Annotated in this window: 15 protein-coding genes; 3 read left to right on the forward strand and 12 right to left on the reverse strand. The window is 67.0% G+C overall.

What is annotated here, in order from left to right; translation table 11 throughout:
* Positions 1 to 35: 35 nt before the first annotated feature.
* Positions 36 to 455, forward strand: coding sequence for a 50S ribosomal protein L17 (rplQ, locus tag H9529_RS13480; protein ID WP_092885052.1), 420 nt, complete (start codon positions 36 to 38; stop codon positions 453 to 455).
* Positions 456 to 699: 244 nt separating this feature from the next.
* On the opposite strand, the gene H9529_RS13485 is transcribed toward rplQ, so the two are convergent.
* The 7 genes from H9529_RS13485 to H9529_RS13515 form a co-directional block, all read right to left on the reverse strand.
* On the reverse strand, positions 700 to 1,254 hold the full coding sequence (locus H9529_RS13485) for an acyl-CoA thioesterase (RefSeq protein ID WP_092885054.1): 555 nt from the start codon (positions 1,252 to 1,254) through the stop codon (positions 700 to 702).
* Between the two features lie 85 nt (positions 1,255 to 1,339).
* Positions 1,340 to 3,379 carry a DNA helicase RecQ gene (recQ, locus tag H9529_RS13490; RefSeq protein WP_092885056.1) on the reverse strand — a complete coding sequence of 680 codons (2,040 nt, stop codon included), beginning with the start codon at positions 3,377 to 3,379 and terminating at the stop codon, positions 1,340 to 1,342.
* A 13-nt stretch (positions 3,380 to 3,392) separates the two neighbouring features.
* Positions 3,393 to 3,680 carry a YggT family protein gene (locus H9529_RS13495; protein WP_092885058.1) on the reverse strand — a complete coding sequence of 96 codons (288 nt, stop codon included), beginning with the start codon at positions 3,678 to 3,680 and terminating at the stop codon, positions 3,393 to 3,395.
* Positions 3,681 to 3,935: 255 nt separating this feature from the next.
* On the reverse strand, positions 3,936 to 4,586 hold the full coding sequence (locus tag H9529_RS13500; protein ID WP_223814169.1) for a hypothetical protein: 651 nt from the start codon (positions 4,584 to 4,586) through the stop codon (positions 3,936 to 3,938).
* 17 nt (positions 4,587 to 4,603) lie between these two features.
* Positions 4,604 to 4,738, reverse strand: a complete 135-nt coding sequence (locus tag H9529_RS13505; protein ID WP_092885060.1) for an aa3-type cytochrome c oxidase subunit IV — start codon at positions 4,736 to 4,738, stop codon at positions 4,604 to 4,606.
* 137 nt (positions 4,739 to 4,875) lie between these two features.
* Positions 4,876 to 5,916 (reverse strand): MBL fold metallo-hydrolase, encoded by a 1,041-nt coding sequence (locus tag H9529_RS13510; RefSeq protein WP_092885062.1) that lies wholly within the window; start codon positions 5,914 to 5,916, stop codon positions 4,876 to 4,878.
* On the reverse strand, positions 5,913 to 7,655 hold the full coding sequence (locus H9529_RS13515) for an acyl-CoA dehydrogenase (RefSeq protein WP_092885064.1): 1,743 nt from the start codon (positions 7,653 to 7,655) through the stop codon (positions 5,913 to 5,915). Before H9529_RS13515 ends, H9529_RS13510 begins: the two co-directional genes overlap by 4 nt.
* A gap of 208 nt (positions 7,656 to 7,863) precedes the next feature.
* Between H9529_RS13515 and H9529_RS13520 the strand changes: the two genes are divergently transcribed.
* A complete protein-coding gene (locus H9529_RS13520) occupies positions 7,864 to 8,868 on the forward strand; it encodes an L-threonylcarbamoyladenylate synthase (RefSeq protein WP_397544875.1) in 1,005 nt (334 codons plus the stop codon).
* Positions 8,869 to 8,978: 110 nt separating this feature from the next.
* On the opposite strand, the gene H9529_RS13525 is transcribed toward H9529_RS13520, so the two are convergent.
* Positions 8,979 to 9,563: a YqgE/AlgH family protein gene (locus H9529_RS13525; RefSeq protein WP_223814170.1), complete on the reverse strand. Its 585-nt coding sequence runs from the start codon at positions 9,561 to 9,563 to the stop codon at positions 8,979 to 8,981.
* Between the two features lie 112 nt (positions 9,564 to 9,675).
* Here H9529_RS13525 and H9529_RS13530 point away from each other — a divergent pair, with 112 nt between their 5' ends.
* Positions 9,676 to 10,491 (forward strand): protein-disulfide reductase DsbD domain-containing protein, encoded by an 816-nt coding sequence (locus tag H9529_RS13530; protein ID WP_092885066.1) that lies wholly within the window; start codon positions 9,676 to 9,678, stop codon positions 10,489 to 10,491.
* Between the two features lie 155 nt (positions 10,492 to 10,646).
* Here H9529_RS13530 and H9529_RS13535 read toward each other — a convergent pair whose 3' ends face one another.
* The 4 genes from H9529_RS13535 to greA all read right to left on the reverse strand — a co-directional run bounded on the left by H9529_RS13535 (position 10,647) and on the right by greA (position 13,886).
* A complete protein-coding gene (locus H9529_RS13535; RefSeq protein ID WP_092885068.1) occupies positions 10,647 to 10,979 on the reverse strand; it encodes an AzlD domain-containing protein in 333 nt (110 codons plus the stop codon).
* Positions 10,976 to 11,689, reverse strand: a complete 714-nt coding sequence (locus tag H9529_RS13540) for an AzlC family ABC transporter permease (protein WP_092885070.1) — start codon at positions 11,687 to 11,689, stop codon at positions 10,976 to 10,978. Before H9529_RS13540 ends, H9529_RS13535 begins: the two co-directional genes overlap by 4 nt.
* Before the next feature lie 61 nt (positions 11,690 to 11,750).
* Positions 11,751 to 13,130 (reverse strand): hypothetical protein, encoded by a 1,380-nt coding sequence (locus H9529_RS13545; protein WP_223814171.1) that lies wholly within the window; start codon positions 13,128 to 13,130, stop codon positions 11,751 to 11,753.
* Positions 13,131 to 13,415: 285 nt separating this feature from the next.
* Positions 13,416 to 13,886: a transcription elongation factor GreA gene (gene greA / locus H9529_RS13550; protein WP_092885072.1), complete on the reverse strand. Its 471-nt coding sequence runs from the start codon at positions 13,884 to 13,886 to the stop codon at positions 13,416 to 13,418.
* Between the last annotated feature and the right edge of the window lie 333 nt (positions 13,887 to 14,219).

A 14,219-nucleotide genomic window follows, 5' to 3' on the forward strand; every position in this document is an offset into this window, starting at 1 on the left:
GACAAAGCAAAAAGTGAAGCTATAGGAGATATGACATGCGTCACGCACGAGGTTACCGCCGCTTGAACCGTACCCATGAGCACCGCAAGGCGCTGTGGGCGAACATGGCAGGCTCGCTCATCGAACATGAGCAGATCAAGACGACTTTGCCGAAAGCAAAGGAACTGCGTCCGATCGTTGAAAAACTGATCACGCTGGCCAAACGCGGCGATCTGCACGCGCGCCGTCAGGCCCGTTCGCAGCTGAAACAGGACGCCTATGTTGCGAAGCTGTTCGACATTCTGGGTCCGCGCTATGCTGACCGCCAGGGTGGCTACATCCGCATCATGAAGGCCGGTTTCCGGTATGGCGACATGGCGCCGATGGCGATCATCGAATTCGTCGAGCGCGACGTCGATGCCAAAGGTGCAGGCGACCGTGCCCGCGTCGAGGCTGAGGCCGGCGCCGACAGCTAAGGGACCCTTGGGGGCGGTGTGCCGCCCCTGTGATGCCCGTCGCCAGATTGTCCATCTGCGACACTGTAGAATTTTACGCAAAAGGCCCGGGGTTTCCCGGGCCTTTTTGCATTGGCGCCCGGGCCTTTTTGCATTGGCGCTGGTCGGAGGTCTTGCGGCCGCCTGGCCCGGCATTTCCCCAAGGGTTTGCTTGCGAAGTATCCCCACGCAACGCCGCCCCTGCGTCAGGGCCAGTCCCGGGATGTCAGGGGTGCGGCACTGGTTCGATATCGGCCATGGGGGGCCACGGGCGCGTGGCGTCGGCGCTGACCCAGCCGCCCACCCAATCGGGCAGGGTGGGCGAGGGGTCGGGCTGGCCCATGGCCGCAACCACGCGGGCGGGGGCGACGATGCCGCCCGCATCCGTCGCGGCGGTGCGCACCAGAATGTGGTTCAGACACTCGCCGTTTCGCCACATGGATTGTTCGGTATACATGAAGCGGTGATCCCAGCCGATGCTGCGGGTCCGCATTTCAAAGCGGTGAAACACCCGCACCCGGCGGCGGTAGCGCACAGAACAGCCCGCGACCGTGATGCCCCAGCCATTGGCGCGCAGCGCCCCCCACAGCCCGATCCGTTTGACAAAGGGCAGGCGGCCCAGATCATACAGCGTCAGTGTGCGCCCGTTGTTGAGTTCGACAAACGGGTCCAGATCCCAGGGCCAGCAGATATGGTGCGAGACATGGGTGTCCAACATACCCAGTTTGGGGGCGTTGCGGAACTTGACCATTTCTTTGGCCAGTCGCAGGAAAGGGTACATGCACGTCTCCCGGTTTTGCAGAGTTCGTGCCGCATTGCAGCACGCGCGTCAATCCGGTCGCAACGTCACATCGGGGGCGCGGGTGTCAGTCGGCGTCGAGGATGTCCAGAAACGCAGCGCCGAAGCGGTCGGCGTGACGTTCGCCGATGATGCGCGCGACGCCTGCCATGTCGCGCGGCGGGTGGTCAGCCAGCTTTGCCAGTTGCGCCGCCGGGCACGACATGGGCTTGTCGGTGCCCATGGTGCCGCGGGTCAGTTCGGCCTGCGCCGCGACCAGCCGGTCATAGAGCGCGCCACTGTCGCGGCCAGCCAGTTTGCGCCGTGCGGGGTGGGTTTCTGCCGCAGCCTCGCCGGTGATGACGGCGAGAAAGCCGCTGCCGTAGCGTTCCAGCTTCGTGGCACCCACGCCGGTGATACGGGCCATGTCGTCCAGTGTCTGGGGCCGGGTCTCGGCCATTTCGATCAACGTGCGGTCGGTGAAGATGACATAGGCGGGCACGCGTGCCTCTTCAGCCAGCGCGCGGCGTTTGGCCTTTAGCGCCGAGAGCAGGGGCGCATCGTCGTCGGACACCAGCGCCTTTACCGTGGGGCGGTCGCGGGCGGATTTGATCGTGTCTTCGCGCAACATGATCTCTGCCTCGCCGCGCAGGATGGGGCGGGCGGCATCGGTCATGCGCAGGGCACCGAAGCGTTCGGGGTCGGGGCGGACCAGATCGCGCCCCATCATCTGCCGGAACACCGCCTGCCATGCGGCCTTGCCCATGTCGCGGCCCACGGCAAAGGTGGGCAGTTGGTCATGCCCGCGTTCGCGCACCTTCGCGGTGGCGTTGCCGGTCAGGATGTCGATCAGGTGGCCCGTGCCGAAGTATTCGCCCGTCCGCAAGATTGCCGACAGCGCCTTGCGTACCGGCTGGGTGGCGTTGAAGATCTTGGCGGGCAGGGTGCAGAGGTCGCAATTGCCGCAGGGCTGCGATTCCTCGCCGAAATAGGACAGCAGCACCTGGCGTCGGCAACTCGTCGCCTCGGCCAACCCCAGCAGGCTGTTGAGGCGCGCGTGGTCGGCGGACTTGCGTTCGGGCGGGGCCAACCCCTCATCGACCTGAGACCGGCGCAGGCGGATGTCATCGGGGCCGTAGAGGGTCAGCGTGTCGGCAGGTGCGCCGTCGCGGCCCGCGCGGCCGATCTCCTGATAATAGCCTTCGATGGATTTGGGCAGATCGGCATGGGCGACCCAGCGGATATCGGGCTTGTCGATACCCATGCCGAAGGCAACGGTGGCGACGACGATCAGCCCGTCTTCGACCTGAAACGCCTGTTCGACGACCCGGCGCTCTATACTGTCCATCCCGCCGTGGTAGGCGCGGGAATTGTGGCCTTCCGCGCTGAGGGCCTGCGCCAGGGTTTCGGTGCGCGCGCGCGTGGCGCAATAGACGATCCCCGATTGCCCGCGCCGCGCGGCGGCGAATTCCGAGATCTGTCGGCGCGGGCTGTCCTTCACCCGGAATGCCAGCCGGATATTGGGCCGGTCGAACCCGCGCAGGAAGGTGGCGGGGGCCATGCCGTCGAACAGGCGGCTGACGATTTCGTCGCGGGTTTCGGCGTCGGCGGTGGCGGTGAAGGCGGCAAGCGGCACGTCGAGCATGCGGCGCAGGTCGCCGATGCGCAGGTAGTCGGGGCGGAAATCATGGCCCCATTGGCTGACGCAATGCGCTTCATCGACGGCGATCAGGGTGCAATTGGCGCGGCGCAACAGCGACAGCGTTCCAGATGCCGCCAGCCGTTCCGGCGCCATGTAGAGCAGTTTCAGCGTACCGTCATCCACGGCGCGGAACACGTCTTCGGTTTCCTCATCGGTGTTGCCAGAGGTCAGCGCCCCCGCTGGCACGCCCAGTTCCTGCAAGCCGCGCACCTGGTCGCGCATCAGCGCGATCAGTGGCGAGATGACGACAGTGGTGCCTTCGCGGCAGAGGGCAGGCAGCTGGAAGCACAGCGACTTGCCGCCCCCGGTGGGCATGATGGCCAGGGTGTTCTGGCCATCCAGCACGGATTGCACAATCTCTTGCTGGCCGGGGCGGAAGCTGGAAAAGCCAAAGACGCGGGACAGCCGCGCGGTCAGATCAGTCATGACGGGGCATGGCTCAGATGAAGGCAGAGGCGTTGTTGATCAGCACGATTCGCAGCGCGTAAATCGCCAGAAGCGCGATCAGCGGCGCAAGGTCGAGCCCCCCCAGATCCGGCAGGAACTGGCGGATGCGGCTATAGACCGGTTCGACCAGCCGGTTCATCCCGTCCCAGATCGAGGCGACGATCGGCTGGCGCAGGTTGAGCACCTGAAAATTGATCAGCCAGCTCAGGATGATATGCGCGATGATGATGAACTGCGCCATGCTGAGGATCAGCAGGAGGATTTGCAGGATCGAGGTCATGGAAGTCTCCGCTTGGGCTTTGAACATGGGTAGAACGCCCGGCGGGCGAGGGCAACTGCTTATGGCCTTAATTGGTCAGACGCGCGGCCCTCAGCCGCGAAGTTTCGCAGGGCTGGGCGGGGGTGTGGTGCCGCATCGGGTTGACCAACCGCTCTGTGGGCGCCCGCGCGGGTCACGAAACGCGGCTTTCGGTGCGATGGCGGCGCTGCGCTGGAAAATGCATCACATTTTAGCCATAACGCCATGGGGCTGCCGTCAGCGCCCCGTGGCCATTTGTTGCTGGCGTTGCAATTCGGCGGTGTTGTCGGCGGGTGCGTCGTGGAACACCTTTTCGGTACGCACGCCCGGCAGGCGGCCAAAGGCTTCCATCAGGTTTTCGGGGTACCAGCCGACCGGGATGCTTTCCAACCCCGGCAGCCCGGATAGCACGGTGCTGGTGACGCGGGCGCAACGGGCGGGGCCGACGGGGCCTGTCTGTTGCACGGCACGCAGCGCCATCTCGGCCACTTCGGGGGTCACGGTCAGGCGCTGGATCACGACGTGAAACGTCTCACGCGCGTGGTAGCGCACATAGAGGTTGAATTGCGGGTCGGTGAAGCCGAAATGCACGTCATGCCGTTCCGGCGTCATGCGATGGAACCAGCTGCCAGCGGGATCGAACAATACCCGCTGCGAGCCGTTGACCACAAGCGCCGTGTGCCCGCCGCGCCCGCTGCGGTTGCTGATCATGGTCAGAAGCGTCAGTTCGGGCGGGCCTGAATGGGTGTACATCGCGGCGCGCACATCCGCCTCGGGGGCGAAAACGACCTCTTGCGGGCCGCATGCGGCCAGTGCCAACGCGGTGACGGCCATTGTGAGGAACAGGGTCAGCCGCGAAAGCGCCTGTCGGCCCAGGGAAATTGGCATGATCTGCGCCGGCCCGGTCAGGCGTTTGTCAAAAGGAGGAACACGAGTACCCCGATTGAGATCCCCGCACCCCAGGTGCTGAGGCGGATGAAGCCTGCGAAAGCCCGCTCTTGCTGCGTGGTGTCCATCTTGCCATGTTCATGTTTGGCCATCGTCATCTCCTGTCGTGCTATTTACCCGATGTGTTAGCCGATTCATCGGAGGCTGTCACCCGCCAAGATGCCGCTGGCGGGCGTTATGCCGCGCGGCCGTAACAGGGTGGTTTCGTGGCACAATATGGCGGCGCGCGTCAGCTTTGCCAGCGCCAGGCACCGTCCGTGCCCATGCTGCGGGTCACTTGGCCGCGTCGGTGCAGGTGGTTGAGATGCGCGACAGTTTCCGCCATGGCGAGCCCGTAGGTTTCTGGCCCGATCCCGCGCCGGAACAGGGGGGCGAAGCATTCGCCGCCCCGGCGGGGGAGGTGCAGGTGGTCGCGCAGCCGGTCCAGCGCGTGGCGGTGGTTGTCGATCATCTGCACCAGCCGCAACGGCAGGCCCGTGAAGGGCAGTTTGTGGCCCGGCAGCACCAGGTGATCGGGGCGGGCCAGCGCCTGAAACCGCGTGCAGCTGTCCAGCCAGTCGGCCACCGGATCGGCGCCGGGTTCGGTAGGGTAGACGCCCAGATTGGCCGAGATTGACGGCAACAACTGGTCGCCGCCCAGGATCAGGTTGCAATCACGGCTGATGAGCACGGCGTGCGCGGGTGCGTGGCCGTGGCCGATGACCACGTCCCAGTCGCGACCACCGGCGCGCAGGCTGTCGCCGTCATGCATGCGGTGAAAGCCCTGCGGCATGGGGGCAACCACGTCGCAGAAGTTGAAAGGCCGTTCCGCGGCGCGCTGCGCGAAGATCGCCTCATCCATGCCAAAGGCACGCCAGAACGCGAGAGCCTGCGGGGTGGGTGCAGCCTGTTCGTCCAGTTGCAGCATGCGCGCCATCAGCCAGGCGGTGCGGGTCATCCACAGGTCTGCGCCGTGGTCGGTCTGGAACCACCCGGCAAGGCCGATATGGTCGGGGTGGTGATGCGTGCCGATCACGCGGGTGACAGGTTTGCCCGCCAGCGGTCCGGCCAGCAATGCCTTCCACGCGGCGCGGGTGGGGGCGGTGTCAAACCCGGTGTCCACCAATGTCCAGCCCGGCCCGTCATCCAGCGCGTAGATATTCACATGGTCCAGCGCCATAGGCAGCGGCATGCGCGCCCACAGGACACCCGGCGCCACCTGCGTTGCCGTGCCGGGCGCAGGCGGATCGGGGAAGGGCGTGCGAATACCCTGATCGGCGCCGTCCCTCATGCGCTGAGGTCCATGTCCGACAGCGCATAAAGGTCGGCGGCCCCGGCCTGTGCTTGCGCCAGCAGGCTGGCATGTTCGGGCAAGATGCGGGTGATGAAGACCCGCGCCAGGGCTGCGCGCGGGCCGCTGCCGCCGCTGGCTGTTGCTGCGGTCAGATGTGCATGGCCGCCCAGCACCCGGGCGAAGGCGCGCAGATAGGCCACAGCGCCCGCGTTGCGGTCATCGACGGACGCTGCGACCAGCCATTCGGTCCCCTCGCGCAAGGATTCTGCGGCGTTCCAGACGGCGCCGGCCAGCGCGGGCAGGGCGGGGCGGGCGGATTCGGCGGCGGTCTGGATTTCTTCCAGCAGGCGGTACGCGGCCTCGCCACCGTCGGCCATCTTGCGGTTCACAAGATCCATGGCCTGAATGCCGTTGGTGCCTTCATAGATCGCGGTGACGCGGACATCGCGCAGGTATTGGGCCGCGCCGGTTTCCTCAACATAGCCCATGCCGCCATGCACCTGGATGCCGGTGTTGGCGACCTCGATCCCCGTTTCGGTCCCATGTGCCTTGGTGATCGGCGTCAGCAGGGCGGCGCGGGCGGCCCAATCGGCCCCGTCGGGTGCGTCGGCCCCGTCAGGCGCGTCGGTTTGCGCGCGCGCCATGTCGATGGCGACCGCGTTCCACAGGGCAATGGCGCGGGTGGCGAAGATTTCGGCCTTCATGTGCGTCAGCATGCGGCGCACATCGGCGTGGCCGGTGATCGCGCCATCGGCTGCCTGCGGCGTGCGGCCCTGCCTGCGGTCGCGCGCATAGTAAAGCGCGTGCTGATACGCCCCTTCGGCCACGCTGAGGCCCTGCACGCCGACGCCAAGGCGGGCGTTGTTCATCATGGTGAACATCGCCGCCATGCCCTTGTGCGGCGCGCCGACCAGCCAGCCGGTGGCATTGTCATAATCCATCACCGCCGTGGGGCTGCCGTGCAGGCCCAGCTTATGTTCCAGCGAGACCACGCGCAGGCTGTTGGCCTGCCCGGCATGGCCGTTCGCATCGGGCAGGAATTTCGGCACCATGAACAGGCTGATCCCGCGCGTGCCGGGCGCGCCATCCGGCAGGCGGGCCAGCACCAGGTGGCAGACATTCGTGGCAAAGTCGTTATCGGCCCAGCTGATATAGATCTTCTGACCGCTGACTGCATAGGTGCCGTCAGCGTTTGGCGTGGCGCGGGCGCGCAGCGCGCCGACATCCGATCCGGCCTGCGATTCGGTCAGGTTCATCGTGCCGGTCCATTCGCCACTGATGAGTTTCGGCAGATACAGCGCCTTGATCGCGTCCGAGGCATGGTGTTCCAGCGCCTCGATCTGTCCCTGGCTCATCAGCGGGTTGAGTTGCAGGGCAAGGCAGGCGCTGCCCATCATCTCATTCACTGCGGTGGTCAGGGTCATCGGCAGGCCCATGCCGCCATGCGCGGGGTCGGCGGCCATGCCGAGCCAGCCGCCTTCGGCAATCGCGCGGAAACCTTCGGCAAAGCCGGGCGACGTGCGCACCACGCCGTTTTCCAGCCGCGCGGGATGCAGGTCGCCCGCGCGTTGCAGCGGCGCAAGCGTGTCGGCGGCAAGCTTCGCGGCCTCGGCCAGGACCGCCGTTGCGGTGTCGATATCGGCATCGGCAAAGCGGTCGGTGGCCGCCACGCGGTGGTAGCCCACGATATGGTCGAGCAAGAAGCGGAAGTCGGACAGCGGGGCGGTATAGGGCATCGCGGGAACTTTCATGGGACGGCATCGTGGGACGTATCGGATCTGGCGCGGCTTGGCATGGCTTGGCAAGGTGTTGCGGGCCGCGTAAAAGCCACGCCATGCCGCACGTCCCTTCAAGCTATCTCATCCGGGCCGTGTGGCAAAACGAAACGCCGCGTCACCGAGGGGCGCGTTCATGTCCCAAAGCCAGCGCCGCAGGCCCCGCCCAATGACAATGCCCATTCCACCGGCCGAGTCGCCACAGCTTCAGACCGAACGGCTGCGCGCCGATCCGGCGGGCATTGCCCGGGCGGCGGCGCTGCTGGCTGCGGGCGGGCTGGTCGCGCTGCCCACGGAAACCGTCTATGGGCTGGCGGCGGATGCGCGCAGCGATCTGGCGGTGGCGGGAGTTTTCGCGGCCAAGGGGCGGCCCCGGTTCAACCCGCTGATCGTGCATCTGGCCGATGCCGCGCTGGCCGATCAATACGGGGTGCTGGATGGCGTGGCGCGGCGGCTGGCGCAGGCTTTCTGGCCCGGACCGCTGACGTTGATCGTGCCCCTGCGCGACGGGCATGGCCTGTCGCCGTTGGTTACTGCGGGGCTCGCATCCGTGGCGCTGCGCGTGCCCGCCCATGGCACGGCGCGGGCGGTGTTGGCGGCGTTCGGCGGGCCGCTGGCCGCGCCTTCGGCCAACCCCTCGGGCCGGATCAGCCCGACGACGGCGGCGCATGTGCTGGCGGGGCTGGACGGGCGGATCGCGGCGGTGCTGGACGGCGGGGCGTGTGGCGTGGGGGTGGAATCGACGATCATCGGGCTGACGGATGGCGTGCCGCGCCTGCTGCGCGCGGGGGGGCTGGCATCTGAGGCGGTCGAGGCCGCGATGGGTGCGCGGCTGCATCCCGCGTTGCCCGTTGATGACACGCGGCCCACCGCGCCCGGGCAGTTGTCGTCGCATTACGCGCCGGGGGCGGCGGTATTGCTGGGCATGCGCGCCCCGCGTGCGGGTGTGGTATGGGTGGGCTTTGGCGCGGGGTGCGACGCTGCCGATATGACGCTTTCTGCGTCGGGTGACCTGACCGAGGCGGCGGCGAACCTTTTTGCGACGCTGCATCGCGCCGATGCGCTGGCGCGGTCGCGGGGGGCTGTTGCCATCGGTTTCGCACCGGTGCCTGACACGGGCCTTGGCCGGGCGATCAACGACCGCTTGTCGCGCGCTGCTGCCCCGCGGGGCTGAGCGTAGGGTCAAGCGCTGCGGCCCACGGCCAAACGCGCGAAATCCGGGGGGATGGAATGTGTGTGTGTGACCTGCGCCCAGCCGCTGCCAAGCGTGCGGCGCGTTACCCCTCAGGCATGCCCGGCGGTGGCGGACAGGCTGAGCGGGTCTACGCCCAGTTCGGCCAGTGCCGCAGTCCATTTGTCGCTATCCGGCCCGGTGAACACAAGCGCGGGGGTCGCGTCGGTTGTCAGCCAGGCGTTCTGGCTGATTTCGGCCTCCAGCTGCCCCGGCGCCCAGCCCGCATAGCCCAGGGTCATTACCGCCTGTGCCGGGCCCTGCCCACGTCCGATGTCGGACAGGATTTCCATTGTCGAGCTCATCGCGAAGGCGTCGTTGACGCGCAGTGTCGCTTCGCCGCCGCAGTAATCGGGCGAATGCAGCACGAAGCCACGCTCGGGCTCCACGGGGCCGCCAAAATAGATGGGCTGCGACAGCTCGCCCTCGGGCGCGCCGGTGGTGGTGACCTTCAATTGCCTGAGCATTTCAGCCAGCCCGATCTGGGGGACGGGTTTGTTGACGATCAGCCCCATGGCGCCGTTCGGCCCATGGGCGCAGAGGAAAACGACGGTCTGCGCGAACATGTCGCCTACCACGCCCGGCATGGCGATCAAGAGAACTCCGGTAAGGTTCAGCGGCTCGGGTTGGACATCCATCACACAACGATGCATCGCGACCGGGCGAATGCCAAGGGGGCGTGTGCAAAGGTAACAGTGCTTCGCTGAAAAGTGACTTCCAATCTGCCCGATGATGCGCGATTGAAAGGACATGATCAAATTTCCCGCCGTCCTTGTTGTACTGCTGTCGGTGCTGATTGCGTTGGCGCTGCCATCGCAGGCCGTTGCGCGCCCCGGCGATGTCGTGCATGCCGAGCTGCGGCCCGGCTGGCGGCAGGCTGACGGGTCCTATATGGCGGCGCTGCACCTGCGGCTGGCCCCGGGTTGGAAGACCTATTGGCGCGTCGCGGGCGAGGCCGGGCTGCCGCCGCGCATCGACTGGTCTGCCTCGCAGAACCTTCAGGCGGTGCGCACGCATTGGCCGCGCCCGGATGTGTTCGAATATTCGGGCTACCGCAGCATCGGCTTTTTTGACGAGCTGGTCTTGCCGATCGAATTCATCCCCGCCCGGGCCGACGCGCCCATGGCGATTGCCGCCGATGTGACGATCGGGGTTTGTCTGGATGTCTGTGTGCCGGTGGATCTGCAGGTCAGCGCAGCGCTGCGCGGACAGGGCGCGCCCGATCCGCAGATCAGCGCGGCATTGAACCTGCGCGCGACGGCGGCCACGGCGGCAGGGCTGCGCGGGGTGAGTTGTGACATCAGCCCCGATGGCGACGGTCTGCGGCTGCGCGTGGGGCTGGAGATGCCCGCGCTTGGCCCGGCCGAAGTGGTGGTGATCGAGGCACCCGGCAGTGGGCTGTGGGTGTCGGATGCCAAGACCGCGCGGCAAGGCGACACGTTGCATGCCGAAGTGTCGCTGCGCGGCCCCCGGCACGGCGCGGTGGCGCTGGACCGATCCGCGCTGCGTATCACGGTGATGACTGTCGATCGAATGGTGGAACATCGCGGGTGCACCGCCGGGTGACGGCTTGAACCAACTGGCTGCAGCGTTGGCGCGCCGGGCGGGGAAAAGCGGTGCTTTTCCTGATGCACCTGGCGCGGTTGTCGATCAGGGGGATGACAGGCTCAATCTGCCGCCCGGGCAGGGGGCAGTATCCTGTGCTGTCCAGCCCGGCGCATTCAGCCGATCAGATATTGCGCGGCGAACAGCGTGGCCGCGCCGCCAAAAATCGCCACCAGCACATTTTTCGACCACAGGCCCAGCGCCACAGTTGCAACGGATGCCGACAGCCGCACCGGGTCTGCCGCGCCATCGGTGGCGGCGGGAAACAGGATCAGCGGCGCGATCAGCCCCGGCATCACGGCCACCGCCGTGTAGCGCAGATGCCGCAGCACCCATGCAGGGATCGGCCGGTCGCCGATCAGCCCCAGGAATGAGAACCGCAGCACGAAGGTGCCGATTCCCAGCCCGACGATGATAAGCCAGATGGTAACGTCGCTGTAGGCGGTCATGATTGCCCCCGCGTCGTCGCGCGGTTGGCCGCGCGTTTCTCCAGCGCGGCGCCGGTCGCCATGGCGCAGAGCGCGGCCACCAACAGGCCCAGGTTATAGGGCAGCCCCCGCAGCACCAGCGCCAGTGCCACGGACACCGCCGCCGCCGCCCAATGCGCGCGGGTGCGCAGCATCGGCGTGATCAGCGCCAGAAAGGTGATCGGCACTGCGAAATCAATCGGAATGCCCGGGGGGATCGCCGTGCCCAGCGCCGCCCCCGCCCATGTCGCCAGGTACCACGGGATCACCAGCGGTGCGGCAGAGCCGAAGAAATACGCGCTGCGCTGCGCCGTCGTCATGGCGGGCGTGGTTTCATACTTCAAGACGCTGACGGCATAGGATTGATCCACCATCGCATAGGACATCGCCGCGCGTTTCCAGAACGGCGCGCGGCCCAGATAGGGCGCAAGCGAGGCGGAATACATCGCCATGCGCAGGTTGACCGCAAGCGAGGTCAGAAGCACGATGAAGGTGGGCGCTTCCTCGGTCATCAGTTGCACGGCGGTGAATTGCGCAGCGCCCGCGATCACCATGAAGGTGAAGCCCAGAACCTGCGCCAGGCTGAGCCCGGCTTCGGTCCCGACCACGCCGAAGACCATGCCGAAAGGCACGATCACCACGACGAAAGGCGCGCCTGCGCGAAAACCCTGCCAGAATGTGGAAGTGTCCATGGAAGCCTCTATCGGGTGCTGCACATGTGAATGACATACGCCCGCGCGGGGCGGGATGCAATCAACCTCTGGCGCTGAACATGCCGGTGACACGGCCCAGCAGCATGAAGGCGCGGGCGCTGCGGGTTTCGGCAAAACGGGCAAGGTCGGCATCATCGGCCTGCGCTTCGAACACGGCAAAGCAACGGTCGAATTCGCGCAAGAAACGGTGGGCCGTATCGCGGAACACAGGGTCGCTGCGCATCCGCCCGACGGTCAGCGCCAGGCAGGAGCGGTCGCGAATCCCCCCCAGCCCGGCCACGGCGGCGCCGGGCGCGCCATCGGCAAAGGCGCGCCAGACCTCGGGGCGGGCGCGGTCGGGGCGCAGGTCATCCATATAGATCCCCTCTTGCGCGAGCACGGTCAGCACCTCTTGCGCGGCGCGGACCAGTTGGGCGGTGGCGTGATCGCCCAATGCGCGCCGCAGGGCGGCGAAGCCCTCGGTATCCTCGGCCGTTTCGGGGAAATGCAATGCGCGGATGAACTCGGCCACGCCAAGGGGCGGCTGGTCGGTATCGGTAGGCGAGTCGAGCGCCAGCGCGCTTTGCACCGCGGTGTCCAGCGACTTCGCCGCGCCGGGGCGGGGGGCGCGGTCGGGCAGGGCCGCGCGGGTCGAGGTGAACATGGCAAGCGCGGTTTCCGTCTGTTTTTGGGCCTGCGCGATGTCGTCAAGCTTCTGTTCAACGCTGGTCTTCAGGCCGACGCCTGCGGTCTGTTGCTGCGTCAGCCAGGCCTGTCGCATGGCATCCACCGCAATGTGCAGGCGGTCGGCATCGTCCTGCACGGCGCGGGCGGCGCGCAGGACGCTGACGCCCAGCCAGATCAGCCCCAGCGGAAAGACGCCCGAGGCGGCGATCATCCCGATCTCCAGCCCGCCGAAGGCCGAGAGATCGGCGCGCCACACAAACAGCGCGATCCCGGCGAGCCAGAGCGCCGTCAGAAACCCTGCGAGCCATTCGGGCGCGAGACGGCCACGCGGTCGGGGCGCTTGTGTCGGTTGCACGGCATGGGGCAGGTTCGCCAGCCCCGCTGCGGCCAGCGGGCGTAGGATGTGGTCATCTGGCGTTGGGGTGTCTGGGGCAGTGCTGTTCGGCCCATTGGGAGGCGGCGCTTGCTGGACGCCGTCCTTGGTGGTGTCCGTATTGGCCCCCCGGGTGGAGGATGATGCGGCCGGGCTGTGCGGTGCGGGCCCGTCCGCTGCCGACGCTTCGGTAGGGCGGCCCTGCTGAGCCGGGCCGATGCGCGGTCGGTCGCCGGGTGGGCTGGGTGCCGCCCGTCCGCCGTGCCCGGGTGCGTTTCGGGCCATCCCGTTTTGGCCGGTCTGGTTCTGGCCGGTCTGGTTTCGGGCGGTGTGGTTTTGGGCGGTGTGGTTTTGGGCGGTGTTGCCGGGCGCCGGGTCCACAGACCGATCCCCGCGCGGCGGTGCGGTTGGCGTGCTGCCCTGCACCCTGGTGTCCGGCCCAGAACCGCCCGGCCCCGAATTGCCCTGTCCAGAACCGCCCGGCCTCGCGTCCGCCCCGTTCGACGTGCCAAAAGGGGGCGCCTCGCCCAAACGGGCGCGATTAGCGCCGTCGGCGGGGTGCGCCTTTCCGGTTTCGTCTGCCTGGCGCTTCAGGCGCGGGGGCTGGTCGGGGCGGGGCGGTTGGGCCATCGGTCATTCACCTGCTTTGGCGCCCATTGCGCCGCGTTACTTGTAGACGATGCTCAGCACTTCATAGCTGCGCTGCCCGCCGGGGGTCTTTACCTCGACGCTGTCGCCCACTTCCTTGCCGATCAGCGCGCGCGCCAGCGGTGAGCGGATGTTGAGCATCGCACGCTCGATATCCGCCTCGGCCTCACCCACGATCTGGTAGGTTTTCTGTTCGTCGGTGTCTTCGTCCACCAGCATCACCGTCGCACCGAACTTGATTGAGCCCGACAGTTTCGACGGGTCGATCACCTCGGCCCGCGACAACAGGCTTTCGATTTCCTTCACGCGCCCTTCGATGAAGCTCTGCTTTTCGCGGGCGGCGTGGTATTCCGCATTCTCGGACAGGTCGCCATGTTCACGCGCCTCTGCAATGGCGCGGATCACGGCGGGACGCTCCACCGACTTCAGTTTTTTCAGCTCTTCATCCAGTGAAATCTGACCGGCGCGGGTCATCGGGACTTTTTCCATCGGCGTGCCACCATATATAAAAAGACGGCCCGCGACCAAAGCCGGGGCAGTCAGACGTTTCGTTGCCACCAACCTGACAGCAGGCTTCGCCGGTTTGCAAGGGGTCAGGCGCAGGGTTTGGCGTCAATCCGCGTTCGGGGTGCGCGAAAGCCCGCGTGATACGGCCCGGGCTTTCGCGCCAGGGCGGCGCTGTGGCCGTTGACCGGCCTTCGGGGGTGGGCTAGCAGTGTGACGCAACAATGTTACGTGCAGACCCGCGCGCGCAGCCATATCGCCATCCGAGGACGAAGTCGCCATGCCCGAGAAAACCGCCAAAGCCCCCGCCGAAGCCCC

It is taken from the genome of Roseicitreum antarcticum (assembly GCF_014681765.1).
GTDB lineage: Bacteria > Pseudomonadota > Alphaproteobacteria > Rhodobacterales > Rhodobacteraceae > Roseicitreum > Roseicitreum antarcticum.